Genomic DNA, 19,980 nt, shown 5'->3' on the forward strand with positions numbered 1-19,980 from the left:
TGCCGACCTTCGCCGCCTTGCGGCCCGTCCGGTAGTCGCGCAGCCGCCAGTCGCGCTCGCGCGCGTGCCTGCGGAGCTTGCTGTCCGGATTGATCGCGTAGGGGTGTCCCACCAGCGACAGCATCGGGATGTCGTTGTGCGAATCGCTGTACGCCGCGCAGCGCGCCAGTTCGAGGCCCTCCGCCGCGGCGAGCGCGCGCACCGCCTCCGCCTTCGCCGGGCCGTGCAGCGGCTCGCCCACCAGCCGGCCCGTGTAGACGCCGTCCACGGACTCGGCGACCGTCCCCAGCGCGCCGGTCAGGCCCAGTCTGCGGGCGATGATCGTCGCGGTCTCCACCGGGGCCGCCGTCACCAGCCACACCTTCTGGCCCGCGTCCAGATGGGCCTGGGCCAGCGCCCGGGTGCCCGGCCAGATGCGGTCGGCCATGTACTCGTCGTAGATCTCCTCGCCGATGCTCATCAGCTCGGAGACCCGGTGGCCCTTGACGATGGAGAGCGCGGATTCGCGCACGTCCTGCATGTGCTCCGGGTCTTCGACGCCCGCGAGCCGGAACCAGGTCTGCTGCCAGGCGAATCTCGCCAGCTCGTTGCGGTGGAAGAACTTCCGCTTGTACAGGCCGCGCCCGAAGTGGAAGAGCGCGGCGCCCTGCATGACGGTGTTGTCGAGGTCGAAGAAGGCGGCGGCCCGGTCGTCCCCCTCCACGGGGAACTGCGGCTCGGCGGCCTCCTCTGCGGCGGCCTCTTCGAGCTGCTGTGACGTCTTGCGCGCTGCCTCGGCTGCGGCCTCGCCCGCCAGGACGCTCCGTGCGGTGGCGGAGCGCCTACGGGGGGTGAGCCATCCCAGTGCGGCCATGTGGCGAGCATAGCCAGTCTGTTCGGTACTTCCCGACCCGCCGGGATACGGGGCGGTCAACTTCACACGACCCGGCCGCCGGATCCCGCCGTACGGCCGGGGGGCGGCGCGGCGCCGGGGGAGGCCGCCGGGCGGAGAATGGGCGGCATGAGTTTTCTGTTGCGGCGTACGAAGAAGAAGCCCGGCGACCGTCTGGTGACGCTGATCGGGAAGCCGGGGTGTCATCTGTGCGACGACGCGCGGACCGTGGTGGCGGAGGTGTGCGCGCAGACCGGGGTGCGCTGGGAGGAGAAGGACATCACCGGGGACGAGGCCCTGCACCGGGAGTACTGGGAGCAGATTCCCGTGGTGCTGGTCGACGGGGAGCAGCACACCTTCTGGCGGGTGGATCCGGGGCGGCTGCGGCGCGCGCTGGAGGGGTGAGCCTGGGTGGCCGGCGTGTTCCGGGCGGGGTGAGCCGGGGCGGCGGCGGCGCGCTCGGAGAGGTGAGCCTGGGCGGCCGGGGTGCGCCCTCGGAGGGGTGAGCGGCGTACGGGGGAGCGGCCGGGCGCGGCGCGGTCGGCGGCCGGCGGGGTGCTCGCCCGGCCGGGGTCGCGTTGTCATGGCCCTATCGGGATTCCAGGGCGAGAGGGCAGAGTGGAGCCGTCTCGGGGGCGTATACGTGAGGAGTGTGTACGGCTTTGCCCCCTTCGCGGCTCGAACGGTCTGGCGAGGTTCGCGGTTCCATGTTTACGGGATCGGAGCGCGTGACCCCGATCACTTTGCTCGGACAAAACGGACACCATCTTTGTGCACGCGTTCACAAAGACATAGCCTGCATTCGACGGGGCGGTCTTGGAGCACACGGCCGCCTAGAGCCCCGCTCATCCCGCAGGAGCACCGTGGCAACTGGCCGAAATCACCGACCGGCGACCCGTAGCCGAGGAATCCCCGAGGCCACCGTCGCCCGGCTTCCGCTGTACCTGCGGGCGCTGACCGCTCTCTCCGAGCGTTCCGTGCCCACGGTCTCCTCCGAAGAGCTGGCGGCGGCGGCCGGAGTCAATTCCGCGAAGCTGCGCAAGGATTTCTCGTACCTCGGTTCGTACGGCACGCGGGGTGTCGGCTACGACGTCGAATATCTCGTCTACCAGATCTCCCGTGAACTGGGGCTCACCCAGGACTGGCCCGTGGTGATCGTCGGCATCGGAAACCTCGGCGCGGCCCTCGCCAACTACGGCGGGTTCGCCTCCCGTGGCTTCCGGGTCGCCGCCCTCATCGACGCCGACCCGGCGATGGCCGGAAAGCCGGTCGCCGGGATCGCGGTCCAGCACACCGATGAGCTGGAGAGGATCATCAGCGACAACGGTGTGTCGATCGGCGTCATCGCCACGCCCGCCGGCGCGGCGCAGCAGGTCTGCGAGCGGCTGGTCGCCGCCGGTGTGACCTCCATCCTGAACTTCGCGCCCACCGTGCTCTCGGTGCCGGACGGCGTCGATGTGCGCAAGGTGGATCTCTCGATCGAACTCCAGATCCTCGCCTTCCACGAGCAGCGGAAGGCCGGCGAGGAGGCCGAGGCGTCGGCCCGGAAGGGACCGGACGGGGACATGCCCGCCGTGATGCCGGCATGAGCCTTCTGGTCGTCGGACTGAGTCATCGCAGCGCGCCGGTGAGCGTGCTGGAGCGGGCCTCGCTCTCCGCCGAGGCGCAGGCCACGCTGCTCACGGACACGCTGGCCGCCGAGCCCGCCGCCGAGGCGGCGGTGCTCGCCACCTGCAACCGCATCGAGCTGTACGCGGACGTGGAGAAGTTCCACGCGGGCGTCGCCGAGCTGTCCACTCTGCTCGCCCAGCACAGCGGGGTGGGTCTTGAGGAGCTGACTCCCTATCTCTATGTCCACTACGAGGACCGGGCCGTCCACCATCTCTTCTCGGTGGCCTGCGGTCTCGACTCCATGGTGGTCGGTGAGGGGCAGATCCTCGGCCAGATCAAGGACGCCCTGGCGCGCGGGCAGCATCTGCACACCGCCGGGCGGCTGATCAACGGTCTCTTCCAGCAGGCCCTGCGCGTCGGCAAGCGCGCCCACAGCGAGACCGGGATCGACCGGGCCGGGCAGTCGCTCGTCACCTTCGGTCTGGAGCAGCTCGCCGAGGGCGCGGAGGTCGAGAAGTGGGCCGCCGGAAAGCGGGTGCTGGTGATCGGCGCGGGGTCGATGTCCTCGCTCGCCGCCACGACGCTGGCCCGGCTCGGCGTGGGCGAGCTGGTCATCGCCAACCGGACCCTGGACCGGGCGACCCGGCTGGCGTCCGTGCTCGGCGGTTCCGGGGGGCCTGGCGGTTCCGGCGGTCCTGGCGGGGTGAGCGCCCGCGCGGTGCCCATGGCGTCGGTCGCCGACGAGCTGAGCCGTGCCGACGCGGTGGTCTCCTGCACCGGGGCGACCGGTCTGGTGCTGACCGCCGACGCGGTCGCGGCGGCGCTGGCGGAGTCGTCCGCCGGACAGCTGTCCGAGGACGGGGCCGGGGCCGGGGACGGTTCCGGTGCCGGGGCCTCCGGCGCAGCGGATCTGCGGGCTCCGGACGGCAGCCTGGTGGCGCGGCTGGCGGCCACGGCCTCGCGGGACGGCCGGGTCCACGACCGTTCGGCCGGGGTGACCGAGCCGTTCGCGGAGCGGGAAGCCGTGAGCGACGGAGCCGTGAACGGCGGAACCGGCGACGGAGCCGACGGCGGCTGCCCCGCCGGGCTCGACGAGCCGCACTCCGCCGAGGCGCTCGCCCAGCACGGCGCATGGCTGGAGAACGCCTCCCGCCCCCTGCGCACCGCCGCCGTCGTGCCCGCCGCCGGCGGGCCCGTACGCATGGCGCTGCTCGATCTCGCCATGCCGCGCGACATCGACCACGCCGTGCACCGCATCCCCGGTGCCCGGCTCGTCGACATCGAGTCGCTCGCGGAGGCTTCCGCCGACGCGCCCATGGCCGCCGACGTGGACCAGGTGCGCCGGATCGTCTCCGACGAGGTGGCCGCCTTCGGAGCGGCCCAGCGCGCCGCCCACATCACCCCGACCGTGGTCGCCCTGCGCGCCATGGCCGCCGATGTCGTCGCCGGTGAGATCGCCCGGCTCGAAGGGCGCCTGCCCGCGCTCGACGAGAAGCAGCGCGCCGAGATCAGTCAGACCGTCCGCCGTGTGGTCGACAAGCTGCTTCATGCGCCTACCGTGCGGGTGAAGCAGCTTGCGAGCGAGCCCGGTGGCGCCGGGTACGCCGACGCGCTGCGGACTCTCTTCGACCTCGCCCCGGAGACGGTCGCCTCCGTCAGCCGGGCCGACCTGAATGACGCAGACGTCAAGAACCGAGGGCTGGTATGACCCAGAGAGCATTGAGACTGGGGACCAGGCGCAGCACGCTCGCCATGGCCCAGTCCGGGCAAGTGGCTCAGGCGGTGCGCGAGCTGACCGGCCGCCCCGTCGAGCTCGTCGAGATCACCACGTACGGAGACACCTCCCGTGAGCATCTCGCGCAGATCGGCGGCACGGGTGTGTTCGTCGCCGCGCTGCGGGAGGCGCTGCTGCGCGGTGAGGTCGATTTCGCCGTTCACTCGCTGAAGGACCTTCCCACCGCCCAGCCCGAGGAGCTTCTGCTGGCGGCCGTGCCGCCGCGCGAGGACCCCCGGGACGTGCTGGTGGCCCGGGACGGGCTGACCTTCGACGGGCTGCCGGACGGCGCTCGCGTCGGCACCGGCTCGCCGCGCAGGATGGCGCAGCTGAACGCGTACGCCCGTGCGCACGGGCGGCGCATAGAGACCGTGCCGATCCGGGGCAATATCGACACCCGGATCGGATATGTACGGAGCGGGGAGCTCGACGCGGTGGTACTCGCCGCCGCCGGGCTCAACCGCATCGGCAGGACGGATGAGGTGACCGACTTCCTGTCGGTCGACTCCGTGCTGCCCGCCCCCGGCCAGGGGGCACTGGCGATCGAGTGCGCTGCGGATAACGCAGCTCTCGCCGCCGTGCTCGGAGAGCTCGACGACCCGCGAACCCGGGCCGCCGTGACCGCCGAGCGTTCCCTGCTCGCCGCCCTGGAGGCCGGCTGCAGCGCACCTGTTGGTGCGCTCGCCGACCTGTTGGGCGATGAGGAGGCTGTCACTGAAATGCGCCTGCGCGGCGTCGTCGGCACCACCGACGGCTCGACGCTGGTGCAGCTGTCCACCACCGGTCCCGTACCCACGTCGCACGGCGACGCCATCGCGCTCGGTCGCGAACTCGCGTCCGAGATGCTCGCCAAGGGTGCGGCCGGTCTTATGGGGGAGCGAGCACATTGAGCCCCACCACCAACCCGTCCTCGGCGTACTCGGCACACGGGCATGTCACTTTCCTCGGCGCCGGTCCCGGCGATCCCGGACTGCTGACTCTGCGCGCTGTCGAGGCACTCGCGGGAGCCGATGTACTGATCGCCGAGCCGGATGTGCTCGACGTGGTACGCGGCCATGCGCGGGCGAGCGTCAGCACGCCTGAGCCGACGGTTGCTGACGATGCGTCAACAGCCGCCGGAATCCCCGTACTCAGGGATGCGGTCAATCTTGTCATGGAGGCCGCGCGGGGCGGCAAGCGGGTCGTCCGTGCGGTTGCCGGGGATCCGGGCCTGGACGCGGACGCGGGGCACGAGATGCTGGCGTGCGCCGCCGAGGGGATTCCCTTCGAGGTCGTGCCCGGCATCGCCGCCGCCGTCGGCGTGCCCGCGTACGCCGGGGTGCCGCTGCGGGACGCGCAGGGCACGGACGTACGGTTCGTGGACGCCCGCACCGCGAGCGAGCGGTGCTGGACCGAGGTCGGCGCGAGCGACGGCACCGTCGTCGTCTCCACCACCCTGGACGCGGTCGCCGCCGCGGCGAGCGAGCTGGTGGCCTCGGGCCGTAAGCCTGACACGCCGCTGACCGTCACCGTCGCCGGCACCACCACCCGGCAGCGGACCTGGACCGCGACCCTCGGGTCGATCGGGCAGACGCTGAAGCAGGCGAAGGTGCTGCCGGCGCCGGACGGGCACCGGCCGGTCATAGCGGTGGTCGGGGAGCGCAGCTCCGCCGCCCAGCGCGATCAGCTCGCCTGGTTCGAGTCCAAGCCGCTCTTCGGCTGGAAGGTGCTGGTGCCGAGGACCAAGGAGCAGGCCGCGTCGCTCTCCGACCAGCTGCGGTCCTATGGCGCGGTCCCGCATGAGGTCCCGACCATCGCGGTCGAGCCGCCGCGCACTCCGCAGCAGATGGAGCGGGCCGTCAAGGGCCTGGTCACCGGGCGGTACGAGTGGATCGCCTTCACCTCGGTGAACGCGGTCAAGGCGGTGCGGGAGAAGTTCGAGGAGTACGGGCTCGACGCGCGCGCCTTCGCCGGGATCAAGGTCGCGGCGGTGGGCGAGCAGACCGCGCGCTCGCTGATCGAGTTCGGTGTGAAGCCCGATCTGGTGCCGAGCGGGGAGCAGTCCGCCGCCGGGCTGCTGGAGGACTGGCCGCCGTACGACCCCGTCTTCGACCCGATCGACCGGGTGTTTCTGCCGCGTGCCGACATCGCGACCGAGACGCTGGTCGCGGGGCTGATCGAGCTGGGCTGGGAGGTGGACGACGTCACCGCGTACCGGACGGTGCGGGCGTCGCCGCCGCCGGCCGAGACCCGTGAGGCGATCAAGGGCGGCGGGTTCGACGCCGTGCTCTTCACCTCGTCGTCCACCGTGCGGAATCTGGTGGGGATCGCGGGGAAGCCGCACAACGTGACCGTGATCGCCTGCATCGGGCCCGCCACCGCGAAGACGGCGGAGGAGCACGGGCTGCGGGTGGACGTGCTGTCGCCGGAGCCTTCGGTGCACCGGCTCGCCGAGGCGCTCGCGGAGTTCGGCGCGAAGCGCCGGGAGGCGGCGCGGGAGGCGGGCGAGCATGTGCTGAGGCCGTCGGAGCGGCGGCCTGGCGGCAGGCGGCGCCGTACCACCTGATAGGTGAGGGCGTGGGGCGGGGCGGGGATCTTTCCCCACCCCGCCCTTTCCCGTATCTGGGGGCGCCGGCCCCGGGGCCCTGCGCCTCAAACGCCGGCGGGGCTGGGATTCCCCCCCGTTGAGGGGCTGGGTTTACGGGGCCGGAGGGTGCGGCGTCCCGGGGCGCGGGGTCCGTCCTCAATCTCCCCCAGACTCCGTCCGGGGGGACCCCCAAGGGGCTGGAATCTGCCGCCCGCGCCGGCTGGGAGGCGGCGGGGGTCGCTTGCGTCGTCTGGGGCGGTCAAGAGACGGCGGGGGCGTTCCCGGGGCGGGTGGGAAATGCGATTGCCCGGGCAGGGGGGCGGTGGGAGGGTCCTGGGATGGGAAGTCTCCGTGGTGATCTGCTGATACGGCAGTTGGACGCCGTCTGGTCGCTCTTCGAGTACCACCGGCCCGCGCTGGACGATGACGCGTGTCTCTGGGAGCCCGCCCCGGGGGCGTGGACGGTGCGCAGGGATGCGGAGGGGCGGTGGGTCGCCGACTGGGAGGTGCCCGAGCCGGAGCCGGTGCCCACTACCAGCATCGGCTGGCTCACCTGGCACATCGGGTACTGGTGGACCACGACGCTCGGTCACTGCTTCCGGGACGGCGCCCCCGAACGGGAGGAGATCGTCTGGCCGGGGAGCGCGGAGGCCGCCGTCGGGTGGCTGGTGTCGCTGAAGGAGCAGTGGCGCGCTGAGCTGCTCGCACTCGGGGACGCGGAGCTCGATTCCACCGAGCGCACCCGGGGGCTGTCCTGGGGAGAAGGGCAGAAGCTGGTGGACATCGCCGCCTGGGCCAACTTCGAGCTGGCCAAGAACGTCTCCGAGATCGGGCTCACCCTGCACCTGCGCGGAGCGCTCGGGGACCGGGGCGTAGCGTAGAGGCCATGAGTGCCTATGGATCCTTTCCCGGGGCCCGGCCCCGTCGGCTGCGGACGACCCCCGCTGTCCGGCGGATGGTCGCCGAGACCCGGTTGCACCCCGCCGATCTGATCCTCCCCGCCTTTGTGCGGGAAGGGGTCAGCGAGCCGGTGCCGATCTCCGCCATGCCCGGCGTCGTCCAGCACACCCGCGACACCCTGCGGAAGGCCGCTGTGGAGGCCCGTGAGGCCGGAGTCGCCGGGATCATGCTCTTCGGGGTGCCGGAGGAGGCGAAGAAGGACGCTCAGGGCACGGCCGGCACGGACCCGGACGGCATCCTCCAGGTCGCCATCCGCGATGTGCGCGCCGAGGTCGGCGACGATCTGGTGATCATGTCCGATCTCTGTCTGGACGAGTACACCGATCACGGGCACTGCGGTGTGCTCGACGCCGACGGCCGGGTCGACAACGACGCCACCCTGGAGCGGTACGCCGAGATGGCCCAGGTCCAGGCCGACGCTGGTGTCCATATGGTCGGGCCCAGCGGGATGATGGACGGCCAGGTCGGCGTCATCCGGGACGCGCTGGACACCATCGGCAAGGAGGACGTGTCGATCCTGGCCTATACGGCCAAGTACTCGTCCGCTTTCTACGGTCCCTTCCGGGAGGCGGTCGGCTCCTCGCTCCAGGGCGACCGGAAGACGTATCAGCAGGACCCCGCCAATGTGCGCGAGTCCCTGCGCGAGCTGGCTCTCGATCTCGACGAGGGCGCGGACATCGTGATGGTGAAGCCCGCCGGGCCCTATCTCGACGTGCTCGCCAAGATCGCCGAGTCGGTGGACGTGCCGGTGGCCGCGTACCAGATCAGCGGTGAGTACGCGATGATCGAGGCCGCCGCCGAGAAGGGCTGGATCGACCGGGACAAGGCCGTGCTGGAGACCCTCACGGGCATCAAGCGGGCCGGCGCGGACATGATCCTCACCTACTGGGCCACCGAGGTCGCCCGCACCCTGCGCTAACCGGACAGCAGGACAGCAGGACAGCCGGAACGGGCCGGGGAGCAGCTCCCCGGCCCGTTCGCTGTGTGGGCTCAGCCGTATCAGCCGTATCAGCAGTAGAGGTTGGAGCCGGTCGGCACGCCCAGGATCTTGGTGAACCGCTCGTAGCGGGTCACCCGGCTCTGGACATGCGGCGGGCTCTTGCCGTCGCACTCCAGCGCGCCGTTGATCGAACGGACCGACTGACCGAAGCCCGCGCCGCTGACCATCGCGTCATGGCCGGTCACCGGGCCGGGACCGTCCTGGGTGTTCCAGTACCAGAGACCCGTCATCATGGCGATCTTCGGGTCGGTCTCGACCTTGTCCGGGTAGTTCAGCAGGTCGATGCCGAGGTAGTCGCCCACGGTCTTGTAGTTGAAGTTCCAGCTGAGCTGGATGGGGCCGCGCCCGTAGTACTTGTCGTGACCCGCCGGGCAGCCGTAGGGCTGGTCGCGGTCGCAGTACAGCGGGTAGTTGTCCTCGTTGATTTCCTTGATGTAGAACAGGCCGCCGGTCTCATGGGAGACGTTGGCGAGGAACGCCGCCGCCTCCTGCTTGCGCTGGGTGTCCGTACCGGTGTGGGCGAACTTCGGGAACGCCTTCATGGCGTCCGTCAGACCCTTGTACGTGTAGAACGGGTTCCGGCGCGGGAACATCTCGTCGAACTGGGCCTCGGTCACCACGAAGCTGTTGTGGTCCGGGTTCCCCGTGCCGCTGCCGCAGGTGTACGGGTCCCAGTAGTAGGTGCTCGCAACCGGGTTGTAACCCGGGTTGTCGCGCTCGGCGATGTAGACCTTGCCATCGGTGTACTTCACGATGTCGCGGGCCTGGTAGTTCGCGCCGGCGGCCCAAGTGGGCGCGGTGGCGCACTCGTCCGCGGGCTGCGTGGCGGCGCTCGCCGTCGCGGTCGGCATCAGTGCCGTGGCCGCGAGCGATCCGGCGGCGACGACGCCGACCATGAGCGCCTTCATACGTTCTCTGAGCACGACTATCCCTTTCGTGCGGCAACGGGCATGCCGGATCGACCCAGTGGAAGACCGTGTCGACCTGGGCACGCCGTGGCGGGGTGTACGCACACCCAAGCGCTCCCGACGGGTTCCAGTCAAGGTATAGACCAATGCGAGTTACCGTTAACCGCCCTGGAACCAAGGGATGTTGACCTCGTGCGAGGCGCTGCGGGCCGGGGAAGGCGGGCCCGGCCCGCAGCCGATCAGATGCTCAGCAGTACAGGTTGGAGCCGGTGGGCACGCCCAGGATCTGGGCGAAGCGGGTGTAGTTGTTCACCCGGCTCTGCACCTGCGCGGGGTTGCCGCCGTTGCATTCGAGCGAGCCGTTGATGGACCGGATCGTCTGGCCGAATCCCGATCCGTTCACCATGGCCGCATGGCCGGTCATCGTGCCCGGACCGCTCTGGGTGTTCCAGTACCAGAGGCCGGTCTTCCAGGCCACGGCCGACTCGTTCTGCACCCGCGAGGGGTTGTTCAGCAGATCGATGCCGAGGTAGTCCCCCGCGGCCTTGTAGTTGAAGTTCCAGCTGAGCTGGATGGGGCCGCGTCCGTAGTACGCCGACTGTCCGGCGGGGCAGCCGTAGGGCTGGGTGCGGTCGCAGTAGTGCGAGTAGTTCGCGGTGTTCTGCTCCACGATGTGGACGAGCCCGCCGGTCTCATGGCTGACGTTGGCGAGGAACGCCGCCGCCTCCTGCTTGCGCACGGTGTCGCTGCCGGTCTTCGCGAAGGCCGGGAACGCGCTGATGGCGTCCGTCAGACCCTTGTACGTGTAGAACGAATTCCGGCTCGGGAACATCTGGTTGAACTGCGCCTCGCTGACGACGAAGCCCGTGGGGTTGGGGTTGGGATTCGGCGTTCCGCCGCCGCTGCAGGTGTGCGGGTTCCAGAACCAGGTGCTGATGGTCGGGCTGTAGCCCGGGTTGGGGTGCTCGGCGATGTAGTAGTTGCCGTCGGTGAACCTGACGATGTCGCCGGTCACATAGTTGGCGCCCTGGCGCCAGGCGGGGGCGCTGGTGCACTCGTCCGCCATGGCCGGGGTGGCGGTGGGGATCAGGCTCGCGGCGGCGATTCCCGTGGCGGCGAGGACGGCGAGCAGGCCGGCCTTGATGCGTTGTCTGAGCACGACGTTCTCCTTCGTGCGGCAACGGCGGTGCCCGGAGCCCGGTGGGGAAGGTGGGGGGACCCCGGGTGCGCCGTGATGGTGGGGGTAAGAAGCTACTGAAGCGTATTTGACAGTGGGCAGTCAAGGTATAGACCAATGTGAATGTGGATGAGCAAAGCACCTATCCCCAGGGGCTGTTGCTCCTGGGGGCAGGTGGGGGCGGGGGTCGGATGAGGGTGCGTGGTACGGGTTCACCGCGCCCCGGGGGTCATGAGTCGAGCAGGTCGACCAGCCGGGAGAGACCGTCCGCCTCATGGCCCTGTTCGGCCGCCCGGTCCAGGAGTTCCTGGAGCGGCTCGAAGAAGGCCGTGGTCAGCCCCTGGGCGCGGAACGTCGCCGTGAAGTTGGGGATGGCCGCCCGGTTGACGGCGATGCTGGAGACGTCGGTGAGATGCTCGCCGGAGTCGATGGCCTCGGCGTCCTGCCCGATGCCGGTGAGCATCGCGCCGATCCACTCGGTCAGCGGGCCCGCGAGACCGGCGGCCGGGATGTTCTCCGTACGGGCCAGGGCGAACGCTTGCAGCACGCCCATGTACATGCCGTACATACCGGTCAGCAGCGCGAGGTCGTGCACCGCCGCGAAACCGGGGTCGGTCCCCGTGAACCGGGCGCCGCCGAGGGCCGCGAAAGCCGGCTCATAGGTCTCGAACGCCTCCTGGTCGCCGCTGTAGAAGACATAGGCGTGCGGGCCCGCGATCATGTGCGGAACGGCCATGATGCCGCCGTCGAGATAGCGGGCCCCGTGCTCGGCGGCCCAGGCGGCCAGCTCGCGGGCCTGCTGCGGGGTGCCGTTGGTGAGATTGGCGAGGGTCTTGCCCGCCACCCGGTCGCCGAGGGTCTCGAACACCTCGCGGACGCTGCCGTTGTCCAGCAGGCAGACGACCACCAGATCGCTCGCGGCGACCGCGTCGGCCGCCTTCCCGGCGGGCGTCGCGCCCTGGGCGGCCAGCGGGCCCGTCTTGGCATGGCTGCGGTTCCAGACGGTGACCGGGTGGCCCGCCTTCAGAAAAGCTGAGGCGAGCGCGGTGCCCATCAGGCCGAGACCGAGGACGGAGACGGCGGGACGGGGGGCGGATGCGGACATGAAGAAGCTCCTCGGTGAATTCTCCTGGGGGTCTTCTCCGATCCTCAGGGCGCACTGAGAAACGCACAAGTACCGACTAATTAGTGCGGTACTCACCGGAAGGTAAGCCTTGGGAGTGGTGATCTGAGGGCGGCGGGCGCACCCTGGAGACGTACCGCTGGAGGTGATCCGTCATGCAGACACTCGTCGGATGGCATGTGGAGATGGAATTCCGCGAGGAAGGCGACAGGACCCGCGCCGCCGCCATGGTGAGGCTCGCGGACGGGACGGAAGTGCGCGGGCACGGCAATGCCCAGCGCCACCCCTCGGACTCGGAGCAGCTCCGGGTCGGCGAGGAGATCGCGGGTGCGCGGGCGCTGATGGACATCGCCTCGCAGCTGTTGCAGAAGGCGCACGGAGAGATCGACGAGGCGTCGGGGCGCACCTCCCACACGCTGCTCTGACCGCTCCGCCGCACGGGCGTCCCCCCTCGCGCGGACGGGACGGGCCCGTCTCCCCTCGCGCGGACGCACACGGGCCCGCGGCTCTGTTCAAGCCGCGGGCCCGGGTGCCGTACCACGACCTACAGGCGCTCGGGGGTGCGGATGCCGAGCAGCGCCATGCCCTGGTGGAGGGTGCGGGCGGTCAGGTCGATCAGGAAGAGCCGGTTCTCGACGACCTCGGCCGGGTTGTCCGCGCTCAGCACCTGGCACTGGTCGTAGAATTTCGTCAGATGCGAGGCGAGCTGGTACAGATACGCGGCCAGCTTGTGCGGCTCGTACGCCTCCGCCACCTCGGCCACCGTCTCCGCGAACCGGTCCAGATGCAGGCCCAGCGCGCGCTCGGCGGGCGCGAGCGGCAGCTCGGGGTGGGCGGCCGGGCGGACGTCGCCCGCCTTGCGCTTGATGGACTGGATACGGGCGTAGGCGTACTGGAGGTAGACCGAGGTGTCGCCGTTGAGGGAGACCATCTGGTCCAGGTCGAAGCGGTAGTCCCGGACCGCCGAGGTCGACAGGTCGGCGTACTTGATCGCGCCGATGCCGACCTGCTCGCCGCGCTCGGCGATCTCCGCCTCGGTCAGCTCCTTGCGGGCGTCCTTCTCGCGGACCACGCCGGTGGCGTGCTGAACGGCCTCGTCCAGCAGGTCGACCAGCCGTACCGTCTCGCCCTCACGGGTCTTGAAGGGCTTCCCGTCCGCGCCCAGCACGGTGCCGAAGGCGAGCTGGACCGCCTTGACCTCGTCGTTCAGCCAGCCGGCCCGGCGCGCGGTCTCGAAGACCATCTTGAAGTGCAGGGCCTGGCGGGCGTCCACCACGTACACCAGGGTGTCCGCGCCCAGGATCTGCACCCGGTCGCGGATCGCGGAGAGGTCGGTGGCCGCGTAGCCGTAGCCGCCGTTGGACTTCTTGACGATCAGCGGGGTCGGATTGCCGTCCGGGCCCTTGACGTCGTCGAAGAAGACGCAGAGCGCGCCCTCCGAGCGGACCGCGACGCCCGACTCCTCCAGCAGCCGGCAGGTGTCGTCGAGCATCTCGTTGTAGCCGGACTCGCCGACGACGTCCGGGTCGTGGATCTCCATGTCGAGCTTGTCGAAGACCGAGTAGAAGTAGATCTTCGACTCGTCCACGAACCGCTGCCACAGGGCCAGGGTCTCCGGCTCGCCGGACTGGAGGGCGACCACCCGGTCCCGGGAGCGCGCCTTGAACTCCTCGTCGGAGTCGAAGAGCGCGCGGGACGCCTTGTAGAGGCGGTTCAGCGAGGACATGGCCTCCTCGCCGGAGACCTCGCCGTCCCGCTGGTGGTCCAGCTCGTGCGGGTGCTCGATCAGATACTGGATGAGCATGCCGAACTGGGTGCCCCAGTCGCCGATGTGGTGGCGGCGGATCACCTTCTCGCCGGTGAACTCCAGGATCTCGACCATCGCCGCGCCGATCACCGCCGAGCGGAGATGGCCGACGTGCATCTCCTTGGCCACGTTCGGCTGGGCGTAGTCGATGACCGTGGTGCCCGCGTTCTCGGCGTACGGGACGCCGAGGCGCTCATCGGCGGCGCGGGCGGCCAGGGTCTCGACGATCGCCTGGTCGGTGAGGGTGATGTTGAGGAAGCCGGGGCCGGAGACCTCGATCTCCTTCAGCACGTCATTGGCCGGAATCGACTCCACGACCTTGGCCGCCAGCTCGCGGGGGTTGCCCTTGAGCTTCTTGGCCAGGGCGAGGATCCCATTGGCCTGGAAGTCGGCCCGGTCGCTCCGTCGCAGCAGCGGGTCGGCCGGACCGGCCTCCGGCAGGGCTGCCGAGAGGGCGTCCGCGAGGCGCTGCTGCACATTCGAAGCGAGGGAAGGGACCGAGGCCATGATCTTCCGTTCCTGAGATCGAGGAATTGTGGTTGTCAAGTGTCCCACGGGGGAGCAGGCTCTCTCTCCTCCCTTTCGGTACGGGCGCGGTACGGGGCTTTCGGTACGGCCCCGCGCTGGGCGTTCCGCGCGGCGCGGTACGGGGCTTTCGGTACGGCGCCGGGGCGCGGCGGGGGCGCGGCGCGCGGCCAGCCTCGGAACCGGTCGTTCCGTCTGGGAGAATGGGATGGCCCGACGATGAGGAAGAAGGACGTGCCGACCGTGGCTCAGAGCAGCACCGAGACCGACTGGGTCTCCCGTTTCGCGGACGAGGTCATTGCGGAATCGGATCGGCGCGCGCCTGGGAAACCGGTTGTCGTCGCCTCCGGACTCTCCCCCTCCGGCCCCATTCACCTGGGCAATCTCCGTGAGGTGATGACCCCGCACCTGGTCGCGGACGAGATCCGGCGGCGTGGGCGCGAGGTCCGCCATCTGATCTCCTGGGACGACTACGACCGCTACCGCAAGGTGCCCGCGGGCGTCGATGGCGTGGACGAGAGCTGGGCCGAGTACATCGGACGCCCGCTGACCTCGGTCCCCGCCCCGGAGGGCTCCCCGCACGCCAACTGGGCCGAGCACTTCAAGGCGGCCATGGCCGGGGCCCTGGCCGAGCTGGGCGTGGAGTACGACGGGATCAGCCAGACCGCGCAGTACACCGCCGGCGCCTACCGCGAGCAGGTGCTGCACGCGATGAAGCACCGGGGGGACATCGACGCCGTCCTCGCCCAGTACCGGACGAAGAAGGCCCCGCCGAAGAAGTCGCAGAAGCCCCTCGACGAGGCCGAGCTGGAAGCGGCCGAGGGCTCCGGCGCGGCGGGCGAGGACGACGGCACGGGGTCGGCGGGCTACTTCCCGTACAAGCCCTACTGCGGCGGCTGCGACAAGGACCTGACCACCGTCACCGCGTACGACGACGCCACCACCGAGCTGACGTACACCTGCTCGGCGTGCGGGTTCTCGGAGACGGTCCGGCTGAGCGAGTTCAACCGCGGAAAGCTGGTCTGGAAGGTCGACTGGCCGATGCGCTGGGCGTACGAGGGCGTGATCTTCGAGCCGAGCGGTGTCGACCACTCGTCGCCCGGGTCGTCGTTCCAGGTCGGCGGCGAGATCGTGGGCATCTTCGGCGCCGAGCGGCCGATCGGGCCGATGTACGCCTTCGTCGGCATCAGCGGCATGGCGAAGATGTCCTCCTCCAAGGGCGGGGTGCCCACCCCGGCCGACGCGCTGAAGATCATGGAAGCGCCGCTGCTGCGCTGGCTGTACGCGCGGCGCAGGCCCAACCAGTCGTTCAAGATCGCCTTCGATCAGGAGATCCAGCGGCTGTACGACGAGTGGGACAAGCTCGCCGCCAAGGTCGCCGACGGGTCGGCGCTGCCGGCGGACGCGGCGGCCCACTCCCGTGCCGTGCGCACGGCCGCCGGTGAGCTGCCGGTGACGCCCAGGCCGCTGCCGTACCGGACGCTGGCGTCCGTGGCCGACATCACCGCCGGGCACGACGAGCAGACCATCCGCATCCTCAGCGAGCTGGACCCGGCCAACCCGCTCTCCTCGCTGGACGAGGTGCGGCCGAGGCTGGACCGCGCCGAGAACTGGATCACCAGCCAGGTGCCGGCCGACGCCCGGACCGTGGTGCGCGCCGAGCCGGACGCCGAGCTGCTCTCCTCGCTGGACGAGGAGGGACGGGAGTCGCTGCGGCGGCTGCTCGACGGGCTGGACTCGCACTGGTCCCTCGACGGGCTGACCACGCTGGTCTACGGCGTGCCGAAGGTGATGGCGGGCCTGGAGCCGGACGCCAAGCCGACGCCGGAGCTGAAGGTGGCGCAGCGGACGTTCTTCGCGCTGCTGTACCGGCTGCTGGTGACCCGGGAGACCGGGCCCCGGCTGCCGACGCTGCTGCTGGCGGTGGGCGCGGACCGGGTGCGCAGGCTGCTCGGCGCGTGACGCTGTAGAAGGCGCGTGACGCCGTAGAAGCTGAAGCTGTTGAAGGGGCCGGACGCCCTCCCTCCTGGGAGCGGGCGTCCGGCCCCTTCCGCCTTTCCGGGGTCACAGGGGGCGGCCCCGGGAGTCGTACAGGCCCGTCAGCCGCGGACCGCGGCCGGTGGACAGACCGCGGACGACCGCGACCGTCGAGCGGGTGACGAAGATCTGGGTGCGGAAGCAGAGCAGCGCGGTGTCCCCGGCCCGTACGGCCGACGGGTCGGCGGGGGCCGCGAGCAGCCGGTGGTAGTCGATGTGCTCCGGCGGCGCGTCCGCCACCGGCAGTCGGGTCCCGGTGCGCGGGAGGAGGGCGCTGTCGATCCGCGCACGGGGGTAGAAGCCGCCGCCGAAGAGGGCCGGCCGGCCGTCGGCGAGGGTGTGGGCGACCTCGGTGACGTACACATACGCCGGTCTCTCCGGCTGGTGCGGGTCGGCGGCGTGCAGGGGCGTGGTGCCGGTGAGGGCGTGGCCGGGCTCGGCGTGGGTGGCGCCCGCTGCCGCGAGCAGGGGCAGGGCGGCCATACAGCTGACGCTGGGCGCGCTCAGCAGCAGATCGCGGTGGCCCAGCCCGTACAGCGTCTCGCGCGCGGCGACGGCGAGCGCCAGATTGGGGCGTGGGGCGCAGGACGCCGGCCGCCGGGTCGGCGAGCAGACAGGGGAAGGCGGTGACGCCCGCGAGGCGGATGCCGGAGAGGCGTCCGGCCGCCGTCGCGAAACCGGGCAGGGCGGTGAGCGGGACCCCGCCTTCCTGGCCCGGGTAGCCGGCGCCAGGGGCCCCTTCCAGGCGTACGAGGACGTCCTGCGTCCGGCCGGTCCGCACGGCGGCGTCCGCGACCGCGCGGGCCCCTGCCAGGTCGTACACGGTGACCGCTGTCGGCCGCTCGGCCAGCAGCGCGGGCAGGGCACGGCGCGGGATCTGTACGAGATGGCCGAGGTTGCCGGGGCGGGCCCCGCAGGCGCTGAGCAGCCGGGCCTCCGGCGCGTCGATGGCCGCGTACCGGGGGATATGGCGGGCGATGGCCCGGATCAGCTCGGGGTTGCGGCCGAGCTGTTTGACGACGAACCAGAGGGTGAGGCCGAGCCGGTCGGCCTCGGCGGCGAGCAGCGCGGCATTGGACTCGACGGCGTCGAGATCCATGACGTAGGTGTCGGGCGGGATGTCGCCCCTGTGGTGGAGCGCGGTCGCGGCGGCGGCGAGTGCGGGGTTGCGGGCGAGGAGGGTGTCGAGGAACACGGCGGCAGGGGCTCTCTGGTCGGGTTCTTGGGGTGGGAGCGGGCGGCCTTCGCGCGAGCGCGGTCGGGTTCTTCGGGTGGGTGCGGGCGGCTTTGGGGTGAGCGTGGTCAGCTGTTCGGGCGGGCGGCCGGTTCTCCGGGCGGGTGCGGGCGGCTCCCCGGGGGAGCGGTCAGGTCTTCGAGGGAGCGGCGGAGGACGGCGATCACCAGGTCCGCGCCCGCCCGCATCGGGTTCACGCGTACGGTCCAGTCGGCGAGCTCCGGGCGGTCGTCCAGGGCGGCGGCGGACATCCGGTAGACGAGCGGGGCGATCTCATAGCGGGACTCGGACCCCACGGGGCGGTCCGCCGCGCCGTGCCCCGCGGCGACGGCGGGCAGCTCACGGGCGACGGGTCGGGTGAGGCGCACCAGCAGACAGCGGGCCTGGGCGCTCGCGATCCGGACCTCGGCCACGCCCGGGACCTCGCCCTGGGCGAGCCGTTCGGCGATCTCCTCCGTGACCTGGGACTGGATCGACCACATCACCGGCACATGGGTGAGGGCGCGCAGCGCGTCGAGCGCCTGGTGCCCCTGGACCTGGCCGCCGCCCGAGTAGTTGTCGGCGCGGATGCGCCCGATCAGATCGCGGGCCCCGACGACGGCGCCGACGCCCTCGGGGCCGTGCAGTTTGAAGAGCGAGAAGCACGACGCGTCCGCGCCGAGCTCGACCCCGGCGGCCGGGACCCGCAGCGCCGCGTAGTTGTCGTCCACGACGGTGCGCACCCCCGCCTTCCGGCAGGCCGCGAGGGTCTCGGCGAGATCGTAGGAGTCGGCGAGGCGCTGGCGGGTGTGCTGGATATGCGCCCAGCGGACCCGGGGGAGGGCCGTGCGCAGGGCGGCCGGGTCGTTGAAGTCGGCCTCGGCGGTGCGTACGCCCAGGGCGCGGAGGGTGGTCGCGGTGGTGCGGTAGACGGGGGCGCGGTGGATGAGGAGGCGGCCGGGCGCGGCGGCCTGGAGGGCGGCGCGGATGGCTCCGGTGCCCGCGCCCTGGACCAGGGCCGCGTCGTCCGCGCCGAAGAAGTCGGCGAGCACGGATTCGACGCGGGCGGTGGTGCGGGGGCGGCCCAGGCCCGGCACGACCCCGGAGTCCGCCGTGAAGAGCTGGTCGCCCCCGAAGTGGGCGGCCGTGCACTCCAGCAGGCGGAACTGGCGGGCGATGGCGTCCTGGAGGGGGACGGCGGGGAGGGGGAAGGTCTGCGGGAGGGCGGGCATCAGGGCTCCTGGGGAGTGGGGCCCGGGGTCGGGGTGCGGGGGCCCGGGTCCGTGCCGGTCAGAAAGCGCAGGGGGTTGCGGCGGGTGAGGAGGTCGAGCAGGGCGTCGTCCGCGCCGGCGGCGCGCAGGGCGGGCAGAAAGGCGTGGAAGAGATGGCCGTATCCCTGGCCGCCCTCCGACCGGAGATAGGCGTGGCGTGAGATGTCGCAGCTGAGCAGCGCCCGGTCGGCGTGGCCCGCGTCCAGCAGGGCGAGCAGCGAGCGGAGCCGTTCTCCGTCGCTGCGGTAGCGCTCCTTGCCGATGGTGTCGAAGGCGATGTACGCGCCGGACGCCGCGAGCGCGCGGTGGACCGAGGGCTGGTCCAGGAGGTCCTGGTGGCCGATGCTGACGCGTTCGGGGGCGAGGCCCTCATGGGTGAGCAGGGCGAGCTGGGCGGGGCCGCCGTGGCCGAGGTGGGCGTGGGTGGCGACGGACAGGCCCGTGGCGCGGGCGGCGCGGGCGGCGGCGCGCAGCACCCGGGCCTCGGGCTCGCTGGGCTCCTCGCCGTGGCTGCCGACCTCGCCGATGAGGCCGGGGCGGATACGGGCGGGGCGGGCGCCGGAGGGGTGGATTCCGACGCCGGGGCCGTGGCTGGTGTCGTACGCGGTGCTGGTGCTGGTGCTGGTGCCGGTGCCGGTGCCGGTGCCGGTGCCGGTGCTGTACGCGGTCCCGGTCCCGGTCCCGGTCCCGTACCCGTACCCGGTTTCGTACCCGATTCCGTCCACGATCTCCCGTACCAGCGTCTCCGTCAGCAGCTCCACGGGGTCGCCGCGGATCTCGGGCGGGTGGAAGGGCTCGTAGTACCAGCCGGTGGCGGCGATCACGGCGACGCCCGACGCGCGGGAGATACGGGCGAGGGCGGGGGCGTCGCGGCCCATGCCCCGGCAGGTCGGCTCGATGAGGAGGGAGAGTCCGAAATCCTCCCGCAGCGCGGCGAGTTCGCCGGTGACGGCCGGAGCGTGGTGCTCGGGGTGGAGGACGGCCGCGCGGTCGCCGGTGCGGTCGAGATCGAGGACGAGGTGTTCATGGGGGAGGACCGGGCCGGTCACCGAGTGGATGGGGAGGGGGCCGGTGACCGTGGGGAGAGTGATCATGAGGCTCCTGCGGTGTTCCTTCCAGGGTTCTTGGGGGGGGCGG

General features: G+C 71.5%; 16 protein-coding genes and 1 pseudogene. 9 read left to right on the forward strand and 8 right to left on the reverse strand.

The genetic code is table 11. From position 1 onward, the window contains the following. Window positions 1–853 (reverse strand): HAD family hydrolase (locus FF041_RS22685; RefSeq protein ID WP_153524519.1); only part of this gene is annotated, 853 nt, incomplete at its 3' end. A 147-nt stretch (window positions 854–1,000) separates the two neighbouring features. Here FF041_RS22685 and FF041_RS22690 point away from each other — a divergent pair. From FF041_RS22690 to hemB, 7 genes are all read left to right on the forward strand, one after another. Further along, on the forward strand, window positions 1,001–1,276 hold the full coding sequence (locus FF041_RS22690) for a glutaredoxin family protein (protein WP_194292130.1): 276 nt from the start codon (window positions 1,001–1,003) through the stop codon (window positions 1,274–1,276). A 458-nt stretch (window positions 1,277–1,734) separates the two neighbouring features. Continuing rightward, window positions 1,735–2,460, forward strand: a complete 726-nt coding sequence (locus tag FF041_RS22695; RefSeq protein WP_323371172.1) for a redox-sensing transcriptional repressor Rex — start codon at window positions 1,735–1,737, stop codon at window positions 2,458–2,460. Beyond that, window positions 2,457–4,190 (forward strand): glutamyl-tRNA reductase, encoded by a 1,734-nt coding sequence (locus FF041_RS22700; protein WP_153524520.1) that lies wholly within the window; start codon window positions 2,457–2,459, stop codon window positions 4,188–4,190. Before FF041_RS22695 ends, FF041_RS22700 begins: the two co-directional genes overlap by 4 nt. Beyond that, window positions 4,187–5,146, forward strand: a complete 960-nt coding sequence (hemC, locus tag FF041_RS22705; protein ID WP_153481332.1) for a hydroxymethylbilane synthase — start codon at window positions 4,187–4,189, stop codon at window positions 5,144–5,146. The genes FF041_RS22700 and hemC overlap by 4 nt, the downstream gene beginning before the upstream one ends. After that, entirely contained in the window at window positions 5,143–6,801 is a 1,659-nt protein-coding gene (locus FF041_RS22710; protein ID WP_153481334.1) for a bifunctional uroporphyrinogen-III C-methyltransferase/uroporphyrinogen-III synthase, read from the forward strand. The genes hemC and FF041_RS22710 overlap by 4 nt, the downstream gene beginning before the upstream one ends. A 359-nt stretch (window positions 6,802–7,160) precedes the next feature. After that, window positions 7,161–7,703, forward strand: a complete 543-nt coding sequence (locus FF041_RS22715; protein WP_153524521.1) for a DinB family protein — start codon at window positions 7,161–7,163, stop codon at window positions 7,701–7,703. 5 nt (window positions 7,704–7,708) lie between these two features. After that, the gene (gene hemB, locus FF041_RS22720) at window positions 7,709–8,701 is read left to right on the forward strand and encodes a porphobilinogen synthase (protein ID WP_153481336.1); all 993 of its coding nucleotides are present in this window, start codon (window positions 7,709–7,711) and stop codon (window positions 8,699–8,701) included. Window positions 8,702–8,790: 89 nt separating this feature from the next. Here hemB and FF041_RS22725 read toward each other — a convergent pair whose 3' ends face one another. From FF041_RS22725 to FF041_RS22735, 3 genes are all read right to left on the reverse strand, one after another. After that, on the reverse strand, window positions 8,791–9,705 hold the full coding sequence (locus FF041_RS22725) for a glycoside hydrolase family 19 protein (RefSeq protein WP_398704838.1): 915 nt from the start codon (window positions 9,703–9,705) through the stop codon (window positions 8,791–8,793). A gap of 232 nt (window positions 9,706–9,937) precedes the next feature. Then, the gene (locus FF041_RS22730) at window positions 9,938–10,849 is read right to left on the reverse strand and encodes a chitinase (protein ID WP_323392423.1); all 912 of its coding nucleotides are present in this window, start codon (window positions 10,847–10,849) and stop codon (window positions 9,938–9,940) included. A gap of 247 nt (window positions 10,850–11,096) precedes the next feature. Next, on the reverse strand, window positions 11,097–11,972 hold the full coding sequence (locus tag FF041_RS22735; RefSeq protein ID WP_153524522.1) for an NAD(P)-dependent oxidoreductase: 876 nt from the start codon (window positions 11,970–11,972) through the stop codon (window positions 11,097–11,099). Window positions 11,973–12,145: 173 nt separating this feature from the next. Here FF041_RS22735 and FF041_RS22740 point away from each other — a divergent pair, with 173 nt between their 5' ends. Next, on the forward strand, window positions 12,146–12,415 hold the full coding sequence (locus FF041_RS22740; protein WP_153524523.1) for a DUF1876 domain-containing protein: 270 nt from the start codon (window positions 12,146–12,148) through the stop codon (window positions 12,413–12,415). A 119-nt stretch (window positions 12,416–12,534) separates the two neighbouring features. On the opposite strand, the gene argS is transcribed toward FF041_RS22740, so the two are convergent. Next, window positions 12,535–14,304, reverse strand: coding sequence for an arginine--tRNA ligase (gene argS, locus FF041_RS22745; protein ID WP_153524524.1), 1,770 nt, complete (start codon window positions 14,302–14,304; stop codon window positions 12,535–12,537). 252 nt (window positions 14,305–14,556) lie between these two features. Here argS and lysS point away from each other — a divergent pair, with 252 nt between their 5' ends. Next, the gene (gene lysS / locus FF041_RS22750; protein ID WP_323392478.1) at window positions 14,557–16,284 is read left to right on the forward strand and encodes a lysine--tRNA ligase; all 1,728 of its coding nucleotides are present in this window, start codon (window positions 14,557–14,559) and stop codon (window positions 16,282–16,284) included. Window positions 16,285–16,386: 102 nt separating this feature from the next. On the opposite strand, the pseudogene FF041_RS22755 reads toward lysS, so the two are convergent. The 3 genes and pseudogenes from FF041_RS22755 to FF041_RS22765 all read right to left on the reverse strand — a co-directional run bounded on the left by FF041_RS22755 (window position 16,387) and on the right by FF041_RS22765 (window position 19,937). Continuing rightward, a pseudogene (locus tag FF041_RS22755) lies at window positions 16,387–17,554 on the reverse strand (alanine racemase). A gap of 107 nt (window positions 17,555–17,661) precedes the next feature. Beyond that, window positions 17,662–18,804, reverse strand: coding sequence for an aminotransferase class V-fold PLP-dependent enzyme (locus FF041_RS22760; protein WP_153524526.1), 1,143 nt, complete (start codon window positions 18,802–18,804; stop codon window positions 17,662–17,664). Continuing rightward, window positions 18,804–19,937: a phosphotriesterase family protein gene (locus FF041_RS22765; protein ID WP_153524527.1), complete on the reverse strand. Its 1,134-nt coding sequence runs from the start codon at window positions 19,935–19,937 to the stop codon at window positions 18,804–18,806. Before FF041_RS22765 ends, FF041_RS22760 begins: the two co-directional genes overlap by 1 nt. Window positions 19,938–19,980 lie beyond the last annotated feature (43 nt).

The organism is Streptomyces jumonjinensis, from assembly GCF_009600885.1.
Classification (GTDB): Bacteria; Actinomycetota; Actinomycetes; order Streptomycetales; family Streptomycetaceae; genus Streptomyces; species Streptomyces jumonjinensis.

What these genes read in the sequence shown, in the direction of transcription:
- FF041_RS22690 (WP_194292130.1), top strand. Translation starts at nt 1,001, where the DNA reads ATGAGTTTTCTGTTGCGGCGTACGAAGAAGAAGCCCGGCGACCGTCTG.
- FF041_RS22700 (WP_153524520.1), top strand. Translation starts at nt 2,457, where the DNA reads ATGAGCCTTCTGGTCGTCGGACTGAGTCATCGCAGCGCGCCGGTGAGC.
- hemC (WP_153481332.1), top strand. Translation starts at nt 4,187, where the DNA reads ATGACCCAGAGAGCATTGAGACTGGGGACCAGGCGCAGCACGCTCGCC.
- FF041_RS22715 (WP_153524521.1), top strand. Translation starts at nt 7,161, where the DNA reads ATGGGAAGTCTCCGTGGTGATCTGCTGATACGGCAGTTGGACGCCGTC.
- hemB (WP_153481336.1), top strand. Translation starts at nt 7,709, where the DNA reads ATGAGTGCCTATGGATCCTTTCCCGGGGCCCGGCCCCGTCGGCTGCGG.
- FF041_RS22735 (WP_153524522.1), bottom strand. Translation starts at nt 11,972, where the DNA reads ATGTCCGCATCCGCCCCCCGTCCCGCCGTCTCCGTCCTCGGTCTCGGC.
- FF041_RS22740 (WP_153524523.1), top strand. Translation starts at nt 12,146, where the DNA reads ATGCAGACACTCGTCGGATGGCATGTGGAGATGGAATTCCGCGAGGAA.
- argS (WP_153524524.1), bottom strand. Translation starts at nt 14,304, where the DNA reads ATGGCCTCGGTCCCTTCCCTCGCTTCGAATGTGCAGCAGCGCCTCGCG.
- FF041_RS22760 (WP_153524526.1), bottom strand. Translation starts at nt 18,804, where the DNA reads ATGCCCGCCCTCCCGCAGACCTTCCCCCTCCCCGCCGTCCCCCTCCAG.
- FF041_RS22765 (WP_153524527.1), bottom strand. Translation starts at nt 19,937, where the DNA reads ATGATCACTCTCCCCACGGTCACCGGCCCCCTCCCCATCCACTCGGTG.